Source organism: Gracilibacillus thailandensis (assembly GCF_010994055.1).
GTDB classification, from domain to species: Bacteria; Bacillota; Bacilli; order Bacillales; family Amphibacillaceae; genus Gracilibacillus; species Gracilibacillus lacisalsi.
This window is the reverse complement of sequence record NZ_WJID01000001.1, coordinates 71,991-89,351: the sequence shown is the minus strand read 5'-3', so window position 1 is coordinate 89,351 and position 17,361 is coordinate 71,991. Positions and strand designations below refer to the sequence as shown.

Below are 17,361 nucleotides of genomic sequence, written 5' to 3'. Positions count from 1 at the left end.
AGTATTGTGAAAATGCAGCTAACTTTTTCTCACTGTTTTCTCATTTTTCTCTCAGGGTATCCTCATCTTCCTTGGCTATGATAGAAGTAACAACAACAAGGAGGAATAAAAAATGAAAAACAAAACTTTTTTTATTATTGTATCTGGATTGATTACAACTGGAGTGGTGCTAGCAGCGTTACAGTTCTCACCAACTTCAGCTAGTGCTGAACTTTCAAAAGAAGAGGCAAAGGAAAAAGTCGCTGCTAAGTTCTCAGGAGAAATTGTAGAGTTTGAATTGGATGATAATGAGAAGATTTACGAAGTGGAATTAGAGGAAACAGATCGTGAATATGAATTGAAAATAGATGCTGAAACTGGTGATATCATTAGTTTGGAAGAGTCAGAACGAAAAAATGATAAGGATCAAGAAGTTACAACGGTATCACTTTCTGATAACCGGACAGATAGTAAACATGATGCCGAAAAACAAGAAAATTCTTTCATTTCAATGGAAGAAGCAAAAACAATCGCTACGGAAAAATACTCTGGCACAGTTGTAGAAGCGGAGCTTGATGAAGACGATGGAAGTTATTATTATGAAATGGAAATATGGACTGATAAAGGGGAAGTGGACTTAAAAATTAATGCACGGTCAGGAGAAATAGTATATATTTCAGTCGATGAAGACGACAAACTCTCATCAGAAGTTACGATTTCAGCAGATGAAGCGCGCTCGATTGCAAAAGAAAAATACGAAGGAACCATTCAAGAGTTTGAATTAGATGAAGATGATGGCCGATATATGTATGAACTTGAAATGAGAACAGATAAAGGCGAATTAGAATTAGAGATAGATGCAAGTAATGGAGAGATCATGAAAGTAGAATATGACGATTAATCTTGCAGAACCAGTGGGGATGAATTCCACTGGTTTTTTGTAATTTATATAGGAAAGCATATAATACGCGGCATAATAGTGTTTTTGTATCATAGGTGGTCATTTTGAAATGATATGTAGACGGAAAGCATCGCTCCGGCTGCCCGCTTCCCTTTCCGTGGGGTTTTTCAGCTAACTTTTCCAAGCAAAAACCGCTTGAAAGAGTGGATCTTCTGGTAAAACAGTTTCCACAAGAATCGATGCAAATCGACCACTATGAGTTTTTGACAGTGCCAGCATTATTATCAAAATAAGTTTTTCTGTTTGGTCAACATGGTAATCAATTTCCATAAGACCCCCACTTAGTGTATGGAAAAATCAAAGATTATAAGTGAATGATTCTTTTATTATAGGTGTAAGGAGAGGCAATAATGATAATGACAAAAAAGAAAGAACGATATAAAATTGAAACTTTTTTCGAGGAAGGTATGCAGCAACGTTCCATTCGAGTGTTGGATAGATTGATTGGTAAGACGTTTGTATATTATCAAGATGAAGTAGAATTAATCAATAACGAAGCCCTAATCCCGCTGAAACACCATCTTGAGAAACGAATGCATTTTATTTGTTCAGGTGCATTTGATTTGGAATAAGTGATTATCCAAGCCATTGAGGCCCGGGACAAAAGAGTAATGAGATAGGAAAAAGCTGAACATTTAAACATGAGCTGACTTAACGCTCCGTCAAAATACTTCGCTTTCGCGGGCGCTTCAGCTAACTGTGTGAAGAAAACCACTTCACACAGTGGATCTTCAGCTTGTGCTTTTCCTGCAGGAGTCTGCGTATTTAACCTCCGTTATTTTAAATTGTTCGGATTCTCCTTTATTCTATTTAGTTTTGTCCTAGCCCTTTTTTAAAAAACTAGAAGTCAACCTTCCAGTACTGGTCCAGTACTTTGCCGTTCTGTTAGGGATGGATTTAACTTCCTTACAACAGGTTGTTCTTCTGACTCAATCCGTTGAATAACTGCCTGGACAATTTCCTCGGCAAGCTCATCAACTGGTACCCCGATACATGTCATCGGAATTTCTGTTGTTTCCATTTGCGGAATATTATCATAGCTGATTAAAGAGATGTCCTCTGGTACACCTACCCCTTTTTCTTGTAAGGACCGTAATATACCACCACTAATATCATAGCTGCTACCGATGATAGCTGTTGGTCGCTTTTCTAATTGTAATACATCATCTACTGCTAGGTAACCGTCAAACCAATCTAATCCATTTGTTGCAATACTTTGCTCCGTAAGCCCTATTTTTTTCATGGCTTTTTGATATCCATCCACTTTCTCATTTTGTAAGGCATCATCTGTATTCATTAACCCGACATAAGCTATATTTCGGTGTCCTAAATCATATAAATATTGTACTGCTTTTTCCATCGCCTGTTCATGATTGGCATCAATGATTGGATACGTTACCTCACGTTTTCCTGATACACCATAGGCAACAAGCGGAATATTTTCCTCAGGAATCATCTGCTCTGATTCGGCGAAAACAATCATGCCATCCACTTGGAATTTTTTAAAGGTTTCCATCGCTGTATCCGTGGAGTCGACAGATAAAATCATCGAATAGCGGGTGGATTCAAATGCTTTACTAATATTGGTTACTAATGTTGCGAGTACAATTCTTTCAATGGTAGGCCAAATTAAACCGACCACTTCGGTCTTTTTTCGGACTAATTGTTTGGCGGCTAAATTTGGTTCATAGCCCATTTCTTTTGCGACACGCAGTATTTTTTGTTTCGTCACTTCTTTCACAAGCGGGCTGTTATTTAATGCTTTGGATACTGTGGAATAGCTAACATTCGCTTCTTTTGCAATATCTTTAATGGTCACATTCATCATAATCACCTTTAACTTTCTGAAAAATTTATTAATTATAGTTGTGTTCTATTTTTAAATAGTATATCATAAAAATAACAACGTTGTTATTAATTTTTATTAAAACAATGGAACCGTTAACAAAAAAGGAGTGGAGATAATGGAACAATTTCAATCAGTAGTGGAAGCATTGCAGGCGGGGGAATTACCGAAGTCATCGGAAGCAATACAAGTTTATGACCAGTCACTTGAAAAGAAAGAAAATACTTCTGTTGTAATGGTAAAGTCGGATACAACGAAATACTTGGTAGCAGCAGGGGAAGGTCCTTTATATGATGCTTTACAAGGGGACGTAGTAGCGAACGGAAAAGTGTGTTCCTTAACACACGCCAACAGTAAAGTATTGAATCAATTCTTCGACTATACGAAACCACAAGCTTTTGGTACAGAAATTGCGACAATGGGACTTGGTGATCGTTTAGGTATAGCTTCACCTGGACATATTGAAACAGTCAAAGGGAGAAAAGTAAAGCCAATTCTCGCGCAGCAAAGTGTTCGTGAATTAACCCTACTAAACCGAACCATGACAGATATTTTAGATGCGGCAACTTTTGCTGTTTTCCAAGAAGGCTATAAAGATGGGTATGGTGCGGATGCCGATCATATTAAATTAGAAAAGGATATTGAGTATGCGTTAGATTTAGGTTTCTCTTTTATTACATTGGACTGTTCCGAACAGATTCGCAATGATGTCGAAGGTATGGTAGAAGGTGATATTAATAAAGAATATGCTGATTTACCTGTAGATCGTAAAGAATACTTTAACAGCCATTATCTAAACAAAACATTTACCGTACAAGGGTTGGATATATCATTTGATGAAGCAAGTCTTCATAAGAATGTACTTGTTTATGGTGAAGCGATTGATTTTATGGAGCATGTGTATAACGAGTATATTTCCAAAGCTAAGAAAGCGATCGATTTTGAAATCTCCATTGATGAAACAGAAACCGTTACGGCTCCGGAAGCTCACTTTTTCGTAGCAGAAGAACTCCGCAGAAGAGGTGTTACAGTTCAAAGTTTAGCTCCAAGATTCTGTGGTGAGTTCCAAAAAGGAATTGATTACATTGGTGACCTTACTCAATTTGAGAAAGAATTGCAGGAACATGCGGAAATCGCTAAGCACTTTGGTTACAAGCTAAGTATCCACTCTGGTAGTGATAAATTCAGTGTATTTCCGATTATCGGAAAGTATACCGAAGGATTACTGCATATTAAAACAGCAGGTACGAACTGGCTAGAAGCAGTCCGCGTCATTGCACAGGTAAACCCAGACCTTTATCGTCGAATGCATGTCTATGCGGAAGAGCATTTTGAAGAGACATTGAAGTATTATCACGTTACACCAGACTTAGAAAGTGTAGCACCATTAAATGAAACAGAAGATGCGAATCTACCAACATATATGGATCATGATGCGTCCCGTCAATTATTCCATGTTACATATGGAATTCTTTTGACTGCTAAAGATGACGCTGGTGATGATTTGTTTAGAGCAGAATTCTTCGAAACACTAATGAAGAATGAAGACGCGTATCGACAAGCATTAGTAAAACATATCGGACGACACTTGGATTTACTAGGTTTATAATATCTGAAAACTCTGAAGCTATGATAATATGATAATAGCAACTGAAAATTTTAGGAAAGTGGGGATATAATGAAGTCCTTTATGGATGATAATTTTGTATTGACGAATAAGACTGCTGAAACATTGTATCACAAGTATGCGAAAGATTTACCTATTATCGATTACCACTGTCATTTAAGCCCACAAGAAATTTATGAGAATACGCAATTTGAAAACATTACTAAAGTATGGTTATACGGAGATCATTATAAATGGCGGGCAATGAGAGCAAACGGTATAGAAGAAAAATATGTGACAGGCGATGCAAGTGATTACGATAAGTTCTTAGCATGGGCAAAAACAGTACCTCAGCTGATCGGAAATCCACTTTATCATTGGACACATTTAGAATTAAAACGCTATTTCGGAGTTGAAGAAACACTCAATGAAAATACAGCACCTGCTATTTGGGAAAAGGTTAATAAGCTTTTAAACAGCGGAGAATGGAATGTTCGAGACTTCATCGTGAAATCTGGAGTAGAAGTTATTTGCACAACAGATGATCCAACAGACACTTTAGAATATCATGAAAAAATCAAAGCGGATTCTGATTTTAATGTAAAAGTATTGCCAAGCTACCGTCCAGATAAAGGGTTGGAGATTAACCGCGACGGTTTTACAAGCTGGGTAGAAAAACTAGCGGATGTTTCAGGTGTTGCAATTGAATCTTATGATGCTTTCTTGCAAGCGCTACAAAAACGGGTTGACTTCTTCCATGAAATCGGTGGTAGAGTTTCTGATCATGCATTAGACGAAATGATGTACGAGGAAGCATCAGAAGAGGAAGTTAGTGCTATTTTTGCTAAAGCATTAAAAGGAGAGAAAGTATCTTTAGAAGAAGAGAAAAAATATAAGTCATTTACACTTACCTTTTTAGGGAAAGCATATCATGGAAAAGGCTGGGCAATGCAATATCATATTAACGCTCACCGCAACAATAACGCTCGCATGTTTAATGAGCTTGGTCCAGATACTGGATTTGACTCGATGAATGATAGTTTAGTAGCACAACCATTGGTAAAATTACTGGATTCATTAGATAAAGCAGATGCTTTACCGAAAACGATTTTGTATTCATTAAATCCAAGAGACAATGTAACGATTGCCACGATTATTGGTAGCTTCCAAGGTGGAGGCATACCAGGAAAAATGCAATTCGGTACAGCTTGGTGGTTTAATGATACGAAGCTAGGCATGATCAATCAAATGGAGACACTCGCTGATATTGGTGTGTTTAGTCGCTTTATTGGTATGCTTACGGATTCACGTAGCTTTTTATCCTACACACGTCATGAATACTTCCGCCGTATTATGTGTAACCTGGTCGGCGAGTGGGTAGAAAATGGTGAATATCCAAATGATGAAGAAACACTAGCGGAGATTGTACAAAACATTTCCTATTACAACGCAAAAGAATACTTTGACTTTTAAAATGGAGCGTTAACTAGCGGGGCTATCATAGACTAACATCTTACGTGGAAAACCGCTCATTCTATTCGATGGATTTCCCGGTAATTATATGTTTACGGGGAAAACTGTTCATTTTCATTGTAAGGTTTCCTTGTTAATCTAACTTTACAAGGAAACCTTACAATTTTATTTTGCAGTTTTTCCCGTAAAATTCAGCTCGCTACATTTCTATTCGGGCGCACTAAGTTTTTCTTATGATTAAATATGTCTTATTAGACAGCAGGATCAACGAGCATCCCATCACAGCTCTGCACATCACATTAGTCTTGTAATAAATGCCGTGGCAATGCCGAAGTAAATCAATAAGGAAAAAATATCGTTAATGGTTGTAATGAGCGGACCAGAGGCGACTGCAGGGTCTACCTTCAATTTATATAAAATTAATGGAATGATCGTACCAGCCAACGTCCCAATAATTAAGGTAATCAATAAGGAGCTGCCTACGACTAATCCTAGCGTCATATTCCCTCTCCATAAATAAGCAATCACCGCAATCATAAGACCACATGTCACGCCGATAATAATGCCAACCCATAATTCACGGAGAATCAACTTCAGTACTTGTTTGAAAGTCAAGTCTTCCGATACTAATCCACGAACAACCACTGCTAATGATTGTGTCCCGGTATTTCCCGTCATGCCGGCAATGAGCGGCATAAAAAATGCTAAGGCGACAACTGACTCTAATGTTTCTTCAAAACTACTAATAATACTGCCTGATATAAGTCCAATAAATAGTAATAAGATTAACCAAGGAAGCCTTTTATAAGCTGCAACAAAAGGTTTTGTGTTGAAACTGATCGCTTTACCGGAAGCTGATAATTTTTCAATATCTTCATTCGCTTCCTGCATAACAACATCGATGACGTCATCAACAGTAACCACACCAACTAAAGTATTATCACGTTCAACAATAGGCAAGGATACGAAATCATAACGGCTAATCAGTTTGGCAACCTCTTCCTGATCTGTATGTACATCCGCCTTTACCACTCTGCGATACATGACTTCTTTTATTTTATCTTGTAAATCAGCTAAAAGTAGGTCTTTATACGATACGACACCGACTAGCTTTTTATCTTCATCAATGACGTAGAGATAGTTCAAATATTCAGCTAACTCTGCAAAGTGTTTTAATTTATCAACAGCCTCACGAATGGTGTAATGCTGCGGAATCCACACATAGCGGTTGTTCATGAGTCTACCAGCTGTTTCAAGCGGATAATTCATCAGACCTTGGACTATTTTTGATTCTTCCTCTTGCATTTCCGATAACAATTCTTCAATTTTTTCCGGTTCTAAATCGGTAAGAAGAGAGGCTAAGTCATCATTTTGCATCAGGTCTAATACTTTGGAGGATTTTTCGATCCCTAATTTATAAATAACTTCTAACTGCTCTTCTTTATCCAGCTCCTGTAAAAGATCTGTTAATTGTTCTATCGACAAATAGAGAAGAAACTTATTTCGATGTTTTACCGGAAGGTTGTGATATTGTCGTGCCATATCGTATGGCTGTAGTTCATCGATCAATTCTTGGAATACTGCTTTCTTTCCATCTTTTACTGCTTGAATAATTGCCAATGAGATCTCATTTTCAGTCATGTTTAACGACATTTTAAAACCCTCCCTTTCCCTTAGGATTCCACCGAGAATAGCAGGTTATGTAAACAATTTGTTGCTTGCAAATTCTCATTTTTCGAACAACGTAGCGGGGTAACAAACCTAAGGGAGTTTCCCTTTATCCTTCCATCACTTTGACGTGGAATTTCCGATGACGCGGTCCATCGAATTCACAGAAATAAATTCCTTGCCATGTTCCTAAGACAAGCCGTCCATTGGAAACAACCATTGTTTGATTATGACCAACAGTGCTCACCTTTAAATGTGCAGCGGTATTTCCCTCCATATGTAAATCCTCCGGGTGCTCCCATGGATAAACTTCACGTAACCTACGCAAAAAGTCCGTTTTTACGTCTGGATCAGCATTTTCATTTACGGTAATTCCTGCTGTTGTGTGCAATGATGAAACAATTACAATACCATCTGAAACATTTTGCTCATGAAGGTATTGGGCAACCTCTGATGTAATATCAATCACTTGATCATGGTGACTCGTTTTTAAAGAAAACGTCTTTTCCATTATCATCATCCTTCCTAAAAATATTGTGTTATAAATATTCTACTAAAAATTAATTATATGTTAAAATTTTCTGTAAATACAAGTATGGAAAGGAAGTAGTAAAAATGGTTAAAGCAGTACATACAAATAAAGCACCACAAGCAATTGGTCCTTATTCACAAGCGATTGATGCGGGAGACTTAGTCTTCGTTTCAGGACAAATCCCGCTTAATCCGGAAACAATGGAAGTAGTAGAGGGGGATATTGCCGCTCAGACCAATCAAGTAATGAAAAATTTAGCAGCAATTTTAACAGAAGCAGGTTTAACGTTTGCCAATGTTGTAAAGTTTACGATTTATATTACGAACATGGATGATTTCGCTACTATAAATGAAGCGTATGCGAAATTTTTAGAGGAACCATATCCCGCAAGAGCTACTGTAGAGGTTAGTAAGTTACCTAAAGGTGTGGGCGTCGAAATGGATGTTATTGCAAAAAAATAAGTAAAAGAAACTTCCAGTCCTCCTATTAGGCTGGGAGTTTTTAATTTTCATGGAAGAAACCTTGATACCAAAGTATTGTGAATTGGTGATAAGCGACACTGAATAATAACCCAAGCTACTAGGTCTCACATATGTTGTCGAGTAGGCCACCACTTCAACTCCTATGGAAATTGTTTGACCTAAAGATTCACTTTTCCGAGTGGTTTTTGCTCAGTTATTCTTTTACACGTTGCTAAATCTTTTGTAATCCCCACTATCAAAGAAATTGTTTAGCTAACCCCTACAGAGGGAAAACACACTTTATAGGTTTAATCGCTTTCGTTTTAGGAAAAAGTATAGAAAAAGATATAAATTTCTTCCCATAATTATAAAAATCTATCATAATATAAGAGTAAGTACTTTGGCGAAAAGGAGTTAATCTATGAAAAGAATAACATGGATGCTTATTGTAGTGACCTTCATTGGACTAGCTATCGCGCCTTTTGCTTTAGCAAGTGATGGCGATGATAATGTTATTGATGAAAAATATGGTAAACCAAAATTAGTGCTTGGTGAAGCTCTCTCAGACTCACAGAAAGATACAGTAAGAAATTTATTGAATGCAACTAATCCTGATCAAGTAGATGAATATACTGTTACGGCTGAGGATCTTGTCAACTATATCGGAGGAGATCCAGGCTCTAATATGTACTCCTCTGCCAAAATTACTCGAAAAGATGATGGTGGAGTAGTTGTTAATGTTGTCAATCCGGAAAACATTACAGAAGTAACGAATGAAATGTACGCTAACGCCTTATTAACAGCGGGCGTGGAAAATGCAGTGATTGAAGTAGCGTCACCACTGAAGGTATCAGGACATTCAGCTTTAACTGGTATCTATAAGGCTTTTAATGTCGATGGTGAATCACTAGACCAAGACCGAATGGAAGTAGCAAATGAAGAATTAGATGTTGCGACAGATTTAGCAGAAGATGCAGGCATTGATAAAGAAAAAGTAAGTGAGCTTTTAAGTGAAATAAAACGAGAAATCTCGGAAAAAAACCCAGCAACAAAAGAAGATGTCGAACGTATTGTCAGTGAGCAACTGGATCAATTAAACATTGAATTGAGTCCTGAAGACAGAGAGATGTTAACCAATCTTTTTGAGAGAATGCGTGACTTGAATATCGATTTTGGAAAAGTTACCGACCAACTGGAATCAATTGTTGGTGATTTGAAAGGTAAATTAGATGAAGTTACTGGAGGCGACACGGAAGGATTTTGGCAATCAGTCAAGGACTTCTTCCAAAACCTTCTCGACTCGATCAGAGGCTTATTCAATTAAAATTAGTGAAGATCAATAAAACGAAACCGTCATTGTTTTTTACGATGGCGGTTTCGTTCGTATGGAAAGAAAAAGTAGGCAGTTGGATTGGCTGATAAATTCAAAAAGAGTGAGCCCACTGAGCTCACTCTAATAAAACCAAAGTTATAAACTCTAAACCAATCGCTTACGAATAAATCCTGATATTTGATCAATAATGGTAACCGTAATAATAATTACTAACAGAATCATCCCTACTTCTTCCCAATTTCGATTCATATAGGCAAAGGTAATCAATGTACCAATACCACCCGCGCCTACAATCCCTAAGACGGATGAAGCACGAACGTCGATTTCGAATCGATAGATCGCGTAAGACATAAATTCAGGTAATACTTGTGGGAAGATCCCGTAAAATAAAATTTGAAATTTATTTGCACCACTGGCTTCCAAAGCTTCAATAACATGCATATCAATCGATTCAATAACTTCGGAATATAACTTTCCTAGCATACCGGTTGAGCCAATCGCAATCGCCAATACGCCTGCAAAAGGATTCGGTCCAACAGCTGCCACAAAAATAATCGCAAGCACAATTTCAGGAAAGGCACGAACACCACCTAAAATCCACATGCCGATATTATTCAGAAATTTGTTGCGCACCATATTCGACGCACATAAAAACGCAAGTGGTATGGCAATGATGGCTGCTGCTAAAGACCCGGTATAGGCGATAAACAGTGTCTCGAACATCTTCTCCATTATACTTCCAGTTTCTTCAACTGCTGGCTGGAAGAATTTCGGTATAATCCGATCGAAATTAGCCAATGTTCGTTCACTGAATATATTATCCCACCGTATTTCAATACTTGTAAATGTCCAAATATAAATCAGAGCAATGATGATAAAAATGAAAATTCGTTTAACTAATGTAAGCTTACTTTTTGGTTTTTCTGGAAGGGTCAATTGTTCTGCCATTATACGAGTCCCTCCCTTAACTTACCACTAATAATATCAATCACAACTACAACGGCAAATACAATAATAATAATGGTGCTAACAGCCGGGTAGTTCATGAAGTTGATCTGTGTGTTTAACAATTGCCCGATACCACCGGCACCAACCAATCCTAATACGAGTGAGGCACGGATGTTAATTTCAAAAACATATAGACTGAATGAAATAAATTGCGGCAGTACTTGTGGCACAATCGCAAAACTAATCGTCTGTAACCCATTCCCACCCGATGCCCGAATTGCCTCAGTTGGGTTCATATCAATTGTTTCAATGACTTCACTCATCAGTTTTACTAGAATCCCGACAGCGAAAATAATTAAGGCAATAATCCCAGAAAAAGCACCGATACCAAACAATCCGACAAACACAACTGCTAAAATAATATCTGGAATAGTACGGATGATATTTAAGATCATGCGCATCCCTTGATAGATCCAGGAATTGGTTGTCACATTATTAGCAGTTAATAATGAGAAAGGTATACTGATAATCACTGCAACAGTAGTTGCAATAATAGCGATATGTATCGTTTCAAACAGTTTCGGCCAAACTTGATTGACATAACCCCAATCAGGAGGAAAGAAATCCCCAATTAATCCGAAAACATTCGGTATCTTTACAAAAAAGTGGACAATAAATGATTCCGTTTTGATCGAGCTGAGTAAGTAAAAGCCGAGGACTACAATTAAAGAGATCGTGATGATCAACTTGGTTTTAAAAGGATATAATCCTTTTGGAACGAAGGAAGATTCTTTACTCATCCTCCACCCCTCCTCGACGGTCTTCATCTCGAATCGAACGACCATAGATTTCTTCAAATGTTTGTTCCGTTACTTCACTTGCCGGTCCATCAAAAACCACCTCACCAGCGCGCATACCAATAATTCGGTCGGCATATTCCATTGCCATATCAATAAAGTGAAGATTTACAATCGTAGTGATTTTATCTTCACGATTAATCTGTTTTAAATATTTCATGACCTGATGAGAAGTAGGTGGATCAAGGCTTGCTACCGGTTCATCTGCTAAAATTAACTTCGGTTGTTGTGTCAGTACACGAGCGATACTAACACGTTGTTGCTGCCCGCCACTTAATTCATCAGCACGGTTATATAATTTTTCTTCTATATTGACACGTTTCAAATTTTCATAAGCTAATAATTTATCTTCTTTAGAAAAAAGATTCATGATACTTTTAAAAGTACCTGTATAACCTAAGCGACCTGAAATAACATTTTTGATCACGGTCGACCGCTTAACAAGGTTATAGCTTTGGAAAATCATCCCGATTTTAGTACGGAGTTTTCGTAAACCTTTGCCTTTTGCTTTTAATATATCCTCATCATCTACTATTAAAGAACCACTAGTAGGTGTTACAAGTCGGTTAATACTACGGATAAAAGTAGATTTACCTGCACCGGAAAGACCGACAATAACAACAAATTCTCCTTCATTGATTTTTACATTTATATTTTTTAATCCTTCTGTCCCATTTGGATAGACAAGTGAGACATCATTAAACTCAATCATGGTCTAGCCCCTTTCCTTCATATCGAAACAGGAGAGAGCAAGCTCTCTCCTGTTCAACTTGTCTTATTCATCTAAGCTAATATCGTCACCGAATTTCTCGTAAGTACTGCGGACAACGTCATATTCGCTGTCTTCAGCTTCAATGATTGCATCCCAGCTGTACACTTCATTCATAATTTGAATCATATCCTCATCTTCGTTAAATGAAAGAAAAGAATCTTTAATCGTTTGTACAAGCTCATCACTTAATTCTTTCGTTACAGAAATAGTATCGTTAGGAATTTCGTCTGTGTATCCAAGTACTCTTGTTTTTTCCATGATATCCGGATATTCTTCTTCTAAATTGGTACGAACATCATCGAATGTTGTTGCTACATCTGCATTTCCTTGGTAAACTTCAATCGCTGAGTTGTCGTGTCCACCAGTTTGATATGCTTCAGAGAAAAATTCTGTTTGTGGATCATCTACACCAAACTCATCCATAATTTGTGCTGCTGGGAATAAGTATCCACTCGTAGATGTTGGGTCACCATAAGCCCAAACGGCACCTTCTAAATCAGCTAATTCTTCATAATCAGAGTCAGCGCTGACAAGATATTGTGCTACATATGTTCCGCTACCATAACGTTCAGATTTTAAGAGGACTTCCACACCATGTTTTTCATTCGCTAATACATATGCAAAAGCAGGAATGAATCCGATTTGAACTTCATTTGTCCCCATTGCTTCTACTAATGCTGTGTAGTTTGTCATAACTTTTCCTTCTACAGGAATGCCTAATTCTTCAGACAGCCTGTCCGCTAAAGGTGCAACGGTATCTGCAATAGTGTCAGAATCTTGTGATGGAACAAACCCCATAACAAGTTGATCTGGAGTGTCTCCTTCTTCACTAGCTTCTGCTTCATTTCCTTCCGTTTCTTCTGTATCCTCGTTTGAATTCACTTCTGTGTTCTCGCTGTCTTCATCGCTGCTTCCATTTGTATCATCACTAGACCCACAAGCAGAGATGACAAACATTGTTAACAATGCAATTAACAATAAAAGCCATTTTTTCATCTCTAATTCCCCCTTAGAAATTTTAGTTTTACAAGAATATTGTCTATGGATTAACCAATAAAATCTATTATAGTGGTAAAAAAACTGACAGTATCTTTGTATTCCATAGTACTTCTTGCAATGTCATTATCTATCGAAAGCTGTTAAAAATCTATATGATTTACCGAAATATAACAATTTTATCGATAGATTTACAAAATTTACACTTTCTTTATTAGAATCAATGGAGGAAGCGCTTTATCTCCGTTATAATATAAAAATAGAGAGATAATGGAGGAAAACGATGAAAATTATTTTCAAATATGCAGATACATATAGAAAAGCAATGATTCTAGCACTTTTGCTGATGGTAGTAGAGTTAATCGTAGAACTTGTGCAGCCGATCATTATGGCAAAAATAATTGACGAAGGCATTGTCGCTGAAGATATGTCGATTATCTATTTTTATGGAGCTATTCTATTGGCAATGACCTTATTAGCATTTGTAGCCGGTATTACAAGCTCTTTCTTTGCGGCAGAAGTGAGTCAAGGTGTAGGACATGATATGCGGAATGATATGTTTCGTAGGATCCAAATGTTTTCTGCAATGAAGATACAGCAATTCGCCACATCAACTTTATTGACAAGAATGACGAATGACGTGATACAAGTCCAAAATTTATTATTCGCCTTTATGCGGATTATGTTGCGTGCGCCTTTGTTTATCATCTTTGGAATTGTGATGTCCTTTACACTAAACATCCCTTTAGCTTTGATTTTACTAGCTACAATTCCGGTCTTATTTGTAGTTATGTTTTGGTTGATGATAAAAGGAATGCGGTTGTTTCGACATGTTCAGGAACGAATTGATCAAATTAATAATGTAATCCGCGAAAACTTGTTGGCAATCAAACTAGTGAAAGCTTTTCACCGTTTGACTTTTGAAAATAATCGATTCTCAAAAGTGAATAAAAGTCTGAAGGATAAAAATAGACAAGCATTATGGGTAATGGAAGTTGTCATGCCGATTGTCATGCTCATTATGAATATCGCAATGATCGGCTTGTTATGGTTTGGTTTCATACAACTTGAAACCGGGTCTGCTAGAGCTGGTGAAGTAGTAGGGGTAATTAACTATGCAACAAGAATGCTGGCTTCCTTTGGTGTGTTCTCTTTTTTACTTATGAACCTGTCAAGAGGACGAGCTTCTGCAAAGCGCATTGATGATATTCTTGAACAGTCTGCAGATGATGAGGTTATCGAACAACGAGAAAGAGCTCGGATTAAAGGGGAAATTAGCTTTGATCATGTTTCCTTTACCTATCCCAATACAAGTCAGGAAATACTACGGAATCTTCATTTTCATGTTAAGCAAGGAGAGAAGATAGGTGTTTTAGGTGAAACTGGATCAGGAAAGACAACATTATTACATCTGATTCCATATCTTTATCACCCTTCAGCAGGGACCATTTATCTGGATGGTCAACCGATCGAACAATTGGGAAATCAAGTAAGATACGATATAACATTGGTCCCTCAGGAAGGGTTTCTATTTTCAGGGACGATTCTCGATAATATCACATGGGGAAATGAACACCTCACGCAAGAACAAGCGGAAAAAGTAGCGAAAGAAGCCCAACTTCATGACTTTATTATGACTTTGCCAGATACTTATCAGACACTGATTGGCCAACGAGGTGTAAATCTGTCAGGAGGTCAAAAACAACGGTTATCGATTGCCAGGGCACTAGCAGATACCCCACGTGTATTGTTGCTTGATGATAGTACAAGTGCACTAGATGCCACAACAGAATCACGTGTTTTAGAGGCGATTAGAAAGAGACGATGTACTACGTTTATTGTTTCGCAAAAAATCAGCTCTGTCAAAGATGCTGATCAGATTATTTTGTTAGAAAAAGGTAGTATTGCCGGACTAGATACACATCAGCAATTACTACAAACGAATACTTTGTATCAAACTATGTGGCATACGCAGCGAAGGGAAGGGGTGACATTGGATGGCTAACAAAAAGATAGAAGTTCAGCCTTCCTCAAGGCATCACCCAATGGTAGGAAAAAAAACAAAAGTAAAAAACTTTCGTGCTACTTTGTCAAGAATTTGGAACTATATGAAAGTGGATAAGCTGCTGTTCTGGCTTGTTTTGGTTATGGTGTTTTTAGGCGCTGTATTGTCCTTGCTCGGTCCATATTTGATTGGAGTGGCAGTAGATGTAATGACAGGTGCAGCATTCGTTCTGTCATTTGAAATGCTACTTATTCTGCTAGCACTAATATTTGTTTTGCAATCTGTAGCGTTGGCATTACAAAATTATTGGATGATTGATATTTCACAAAATACCGTTTTTGCAATGCGCAAAGATCTTTTTGAGCATGTACTACGTTTGCCAATCATGCAATTTCAAGAGTCCCAAAGTGGGGATTTGATGAGTCGGCTGACAAATGATATTGAAAATGTTAGTAGAACACTAAATACAGCTGTTATCCAAGTGACAACAAGCCTATTAACACTTGTTGGTACATTAATTGTAATGCTTTTACTTAGTCCCTTACTGACATTGATGACCGTAACGATCGTTCCATTGATGTATCTTGGGATGAAATGGATTACGAATAGAACGGGTTATTATTTTAAGGAACAACAGCGCGAACTTGGTGAAATGACTGGTTTTTTAGAAGAAACCTTTTCAGGTCATTCGATGGTAAAACTATTTCACCAAGAGCACCGTGTAATTGAGCAGTATCGAAAACATAATGAACAATTAAGAAAAGTAGGGTATTGGGCGCAAGTCTATTCTGGTTTCATTCCGAAGTTAATGAATGGCTTAAATAACTTTGGTTTTGCCATTATCGTCGGTGTTGGTGGGTGGATAGTTCTTGCTACCAATGCAACTGCTATTACAATTGGGGTTATCGTAACATTTACGACATATGCACGCCAATTTACTCGTCCATTGAATGATTTAGCCAATCAATTTAATACGATTCTGTCTGCTGTTGCAGGTGCCGAGCGAGCATTTGAAGTAATGGATCAGAAGCAGGAAGAAACAAACCAACAAAAGCAAGATATTGACAAGGTAAAAGGAGATGTGGTCTTTCGGAATGTTTCATTTTCTTATCATACAGACGAACATGTCCTGCACAATATTTCCTTTCATGTACAGCCAGGTCAAACGGTAGCATTAGTTGGCCCCACAGGAGCGGGAAAAACAACGATCATTTCCTTGTTGGCCAGATTTTTTGAAGAACAAGCGGGAGATATTTTATTAGATGGCTATTCAATGAAAAATCTAACCAATAAAAGTATTCGAAGTCAATTAGGTATGGTATTACAGGATTCTTATTTATTTGATACGACGGTTAGAGAAAATATTAGGTACGGAAAGTTAAATGCTACGGATCAGGAAGTGGTAGACGCTGCAAAAATGGCAAATGCTCATACTTTTATTGAACAACTGCCAAACCAATATGATACGGTGCTTGAAGGCAATGGACAAGGAATAAGCCAGGGTCAACGGCAACTAATTGTAATAGCAAGAGCAATATTGGCTAACCCGTCGATTTTAATATTAGATGAGGCGACAAGTAGTATTGATACGATAACCGAATTAAAAATAACAGATGCATTAGAAACCTTAATGGAAGGGAAAACTAGTTTTGTGATTGCACATCGCTTGAATACAATCGAGAAGGCTGATATGATACTTGTTCTAAAGGAAGGAAAAATAATTGAAAAAGGTACCCATTCAACATTAATGAAAGAAAAAGGTTTTTATGCTAATCTAGTCACAACACAAACTGTTTATGATTGATACAAGTTTAGTTGGAATATAATATAGTGAGACTTTTTTATCCACTGATGGACAGCGAAACTTCTTAGGGTGTTAGTGTCCATTAAAGGATGAAGTAAGGTGTCTTACGGGACGCGATAA

16 protein-coding genes are annotated in these 17,361 nt (G+C 37.5%); 8 read left to right on the top strand and 8 right to left on the bottom strand.

Annotated elements, in window-relative coordinates; translation table 11 throughout:
* The first annotated feature begins 112 nt into the window (after positions 1 to 112).
* Positions 113 to 880, top strand: coding sequence for a PepSY domain-containing protein (locus GH715_RS00345; protein WP_153833812.1), 768 nt, complete (start codon positions 113 to 115; stop codon positions 878 to 880).
* Positions 881 to 1,051: 171 nt separating this feature from the next.
* On the opposite strand, the gene GH715_RS00340 is transcribed toward GH715_RS00345, so the two are convergent.
* The gene (locus GH715_RS00340) at positions 1,052 to 1,210 is read right to left on the bottom strand and encodes a hypothetical protein (RefSeq protein WP_153833813.1); all 159 of its coding nucleotides are present in this window, start codon (positions 1,208 to 1,210) and stop codon (positions 1,052 to 1,054) included.
* A gap of 80 nt (positions 1,211 to 1,290) precedes the next feature.
* On the opposite strand from GH715_RS00340, the gene GH715_RS00335 reads away from it, so the two are divergent.
* Positions 1,291 to 1,512 carry a hypothetical protein gene (locus GH715_RS00335; RefSeq protein ID WP_153833814.1) on the top strand — a complete coding sequence of 74 codons (222 nt, stop codon included), beginning with the start codon at positions 1,291 to 1,293 and terminating at the stop codon, positions 1,510 to 1,512.
* A gap of 275 nt (positions 1,513 to 1,787) precedes the next feature.
* Here GH715_RS00335 and GH715_RS00330 read toward each other — a convergent pair whose 3' ends face one another.
* A complete protein-coding gene (locus GH715_RS00330; protein WP_228760222.1) occupies positions 1,788 to 2,768 on the bottom strand; it encodes a LacI family DNA-binding transcriptional regulator in 981 nt (326 codons plus the stop codon).
* Between the two features lie 136 nt (positions 2,769 to 2,904).
* Here GH715_RS00330 and GH715_RS00325 point away from each other — a divergent pair, with 136 nt between their 5' ends.
* On the top strand, positions 2,905 to 4,395 hold the full coding sequence (locus GH715_RS00325; RefSeq protein WP_153833816.1) for a tagaturonate epimerase family protein: 1,491 nt from the start codon (positions 2,905 to 2,907) through the stop codon (positions 4,393 to 4,395).
* Positions 4,396 to 4,464: 69 nt separating this feature from the next.
* Entirely contained in the window at positions 4,465 to 5,865 is a 1,401-nt protein-coding gene (gene uxaC, locus GH715_RS00320) for a glucuronate isomerase (RefSeq protein ID WP_153833817.1), read from the top strand.
* 294 nt (positions 5,866 to 6,159) lie between these two features.
* On the opposite strand, the gene mgtE is transcribed toward uxaC, so the two are convergent.
* Together mgtE and GH715_RS00310 are read right to left on the bottom strand one after the other, a co-directional pair.
* Positions 6,160 to 7,518: a magnesium transporter gene (gene mgtE / locus GH715_RS00315; protein ID WP_153833818.1), complete on the bottom strand. Its 1,359-nt coding sequence runs from the start codon at positions 7,516 to 7,518 to the stop codon at positions 6,160 to 6,162.
* A gap of 124 nt (positions 7,519 to 7,642) precedes the next feature.
* Entirely contained in the window at positions 7,643 to 8,044 is a 402-nt protein-coding gene (locus tag GH715_RS00310) for a secondary thiamine-phosphate synthase enzyme YjbQ (protein ID WP_153833819.1), read from the bottom strand.
* Positions 8,045 to 8,148: 104 nt separating this feature from the next.
* Here GH715_RS00310 and GH715_RS00305 point away from each other — a divergent pair, with 104 nt between their 5' ends.
* Together GH715_RS00305 and GH715_RS00300 are read left to right on the top strand one after the other, a co-directional pair.
* Positions 8,149 to 8,526, top strand: coding sequence for a RidA family protein (locus GH715_RS00305; protein ID WP_153833820.1), 378 nt, complete (start codon positions 8,149 to 8,151; stop codon positions 8,524 to 8,526).
* 421 nt (positions 8,527 to 8,947) lie between these two features.
* Positions 8,948 to 9,850: a DUF1002 domain-containing protein gene (locus GH715_RS00300; RefSeq protein ID WP_153833821.1), complete on the top strand. Its 903-nt coding sequence runs from the start codon at positions 8,948 to 8,950 to the stop codon at positions 9,848 to 9,850.
* Between the two features lie 153 nt (positions 9,851 to 10,003).
* Here the strand turns inward: GH715_RS00300 and phnE (GH715_RS00295) are convergent, their stop codons facing one another.
* The 4 genes from phnE (GH715_RS00295) to GH715_RS00280 form a co-directional block, all read right to left on the bottom strand.
* Positions 10,004 to 10,807 carry a phosphonate ABC transporter, permease protein PhnE gene (phnE, locus tag GH715_RS00295; protein WP_153833822.1) on the bottom strand — a complete coding sequence of 268 codons (804 nt, stop codon included), beginning with the start codon at positions 10,805 to 10,807 and terminating at the stop codon, positions 10,004 to 10,006.
* Entirely contained in the window at positions 10,807 to 11,607 is an 801-nt protein-coding gene (gene phnE / locus GH715_RS00290) for a phosphonate ABC transporter, permease protein PhnE (protein WP_153833823.1), read from the bottom strand. The genes phnE (GH715_RS00295) and phnE (GH715_RS00290) overlap by 1 nt, the downstream gene beginning before the upstream one ends.
* Positions 11,600 to 12,376 carry a phosphonate ABC transporter ATP-binding protein gene (gene phnC, locus GH715_RS00285; protein ID WP_153833824.1) on the bottom strand — a complete coding sequence of 259 codons (777 nt, stop codon included), beginning with the start codon at positions 12,374 to 12,376 and terminating at the stop codon, positions 11,600 to 11,602. Before phnC ends, phnE (GH715_RS00290) begins: the two co-directional genes overlap by 8 nt.
* Before the next feature lie 63 nt (positions 12,377 to 12,439).
* Positions 12,440 to 13,432 carry a phosphate/phosphite/phosphonate ABC transporter substrate-binding protein gene (locus GH715_RS00280; protein WP_153833825.1) on the bottom strand — a complete coding sequence of 331 codons (993 nt, stop codon included), beginning with the start codon at positions 13,430 to 13,432 and terminating at the stop codon, positions 12,440 to 12,442.
* 283 nt (positions 13,433 to 13,715) lie between these two features.
* Here GH715_RS00280 and GH715_RS00275 point away from each other — a divergent pair, with 283 nt between their 5' ends.
* Positions 13,716 to 15,437 carry an ABC transporter ATP-binding protein gene (locus tag GH715_RS00275; protein WP_153833826.1) on the top strand — a complete coding sequence of 574 codons (1,722 nt, stop codon included), beginning with the start codon at positions 13,716 to 13,718 and terminating at the stop codon, positions 15,435 to 15,437.
* Positions 15,430 to 17,241, top strand: a complete 1,812-nt coding sequence (locus GH715_RS00270; RefSeq protein ID WP_153833827.1) for an ABC transporter ATP-binding protein — start codon at positions 15,430 to 15,432, stop codon at positions 17,239 to 17,241. The genes GH715_RS00275 and GH715_RS00270 overlap by 8 nt, the downstream gene beginning before the upstream one ends.
* Positions 17,242 to 17,361: the final 120 nt, after the last annotated feature.

Bases quoted from the DNA above. Each gene is read 5' to 3' on its own strand.
- GH715_RS00305 (WP_153833820.1), top strand. From the start codon at position 8,149: ATGGTTAAAGCAGTACATACAAATAAAGCACCACAAGCAATTGGTCCT.
- phnE (WP_153833822.1), bottom strand. From the start codon at position 10,807: ATGGCAGAACAATTGACCCTTCCAGAAAAACCAAAAAGTAAGCTTACA.
- mgtE (WP_153833818.1), bottom strand. From the start codon at position 7,518: ATGTCGTTAAACATGACTGAAAATGAGATCTCATTGGCAATTATTCAA.
- GH715_RS00280 (WP_153833825.1), bottom strand. From the start codon at position 13,432: ATGAAAAAATGGCTTTTATTGTTAATTGCATTGTTAACAATGTTTGTC.
- GH715_RS00310 (WP_153833819.1), bottom strand. From the start codon at position 8,044: ATGGAAAAGACGTTTTCTTTAAAAACGAGTCACCATGATCAAGTGATT.
- GH715_RS00275 (WP_153833826.1), top strand. From the start codon at position 13,716: ATGAAAATTATTTTCAAATATGCAGATACATATAGAAAAGCAATGATT.
- phnC (WP_153833824.1), bottom strand. From the start codon at position 12,376: ATGATTGAGTTTAATGATGTCTCACTTGTCTATCCAAATGGGACAGAA.
- GH715_RS00325 (WP_153833816.1), top strand. From the start codon at position 2,905: ATGGAACAATTTCAATCAGTAGTGGAAGCATTGCAGGCGGGGGAATTA.
- GH715_RS00330 (WP_228760222.1), bottom strand. From the start codon at position 2,768: ATGATGAATGTGACCATTAAAGATATTGCAAAAGAAGCGAATGTTAGC.
- GH715_RS00300 (WP_153833821.1), top strand. From the start codon at position 8,948: ATGAAAAGAATAACATGGATGCTTATTGTAGTGACCTTCATTGGACTA.
- GH715_RS00335 (WP_153833814.1), top strand. From the start codon at position 1,291: ATGATAATGACAAAAAAGAAAGAACGATATAAAATTGAAACTTTTTTC.
- uxaC (WP_153833817.1), top strand. From the start codon at position 4,465: ATGAAGTCCTTTATGGATGATAATTTTGTATTGACGAATAAGACTGCT.
- GH715_RS00340 (WP_153833813.1), bottom strand. From the start codon at position 1,210: ATGGAAATTGATTACCATGTTGACCAAACAGAAAAACTTATTTTGATA.
- GH715_RS00345 (WP_153833812.1), top strand. From the start codon at position 113: ATGAAAAACAAAACTTTTTTTATTATTGTATCTGGATTGATTACAACT.
- GH715_RS00270 (WP_153833827.1), top strand. From the start codon at position 15,430: ATGGCTAACAAAAAGATAGAAGTTCAGCCTTCCTCAAGGCATCACCCA.
- phnE (WP_153833823.1), bottom strand. From the start codon at position 11,607: ATGAGTAAAGAATCTTCCTTCGTTCCAAAAGGATTATATCCTTTTAAA.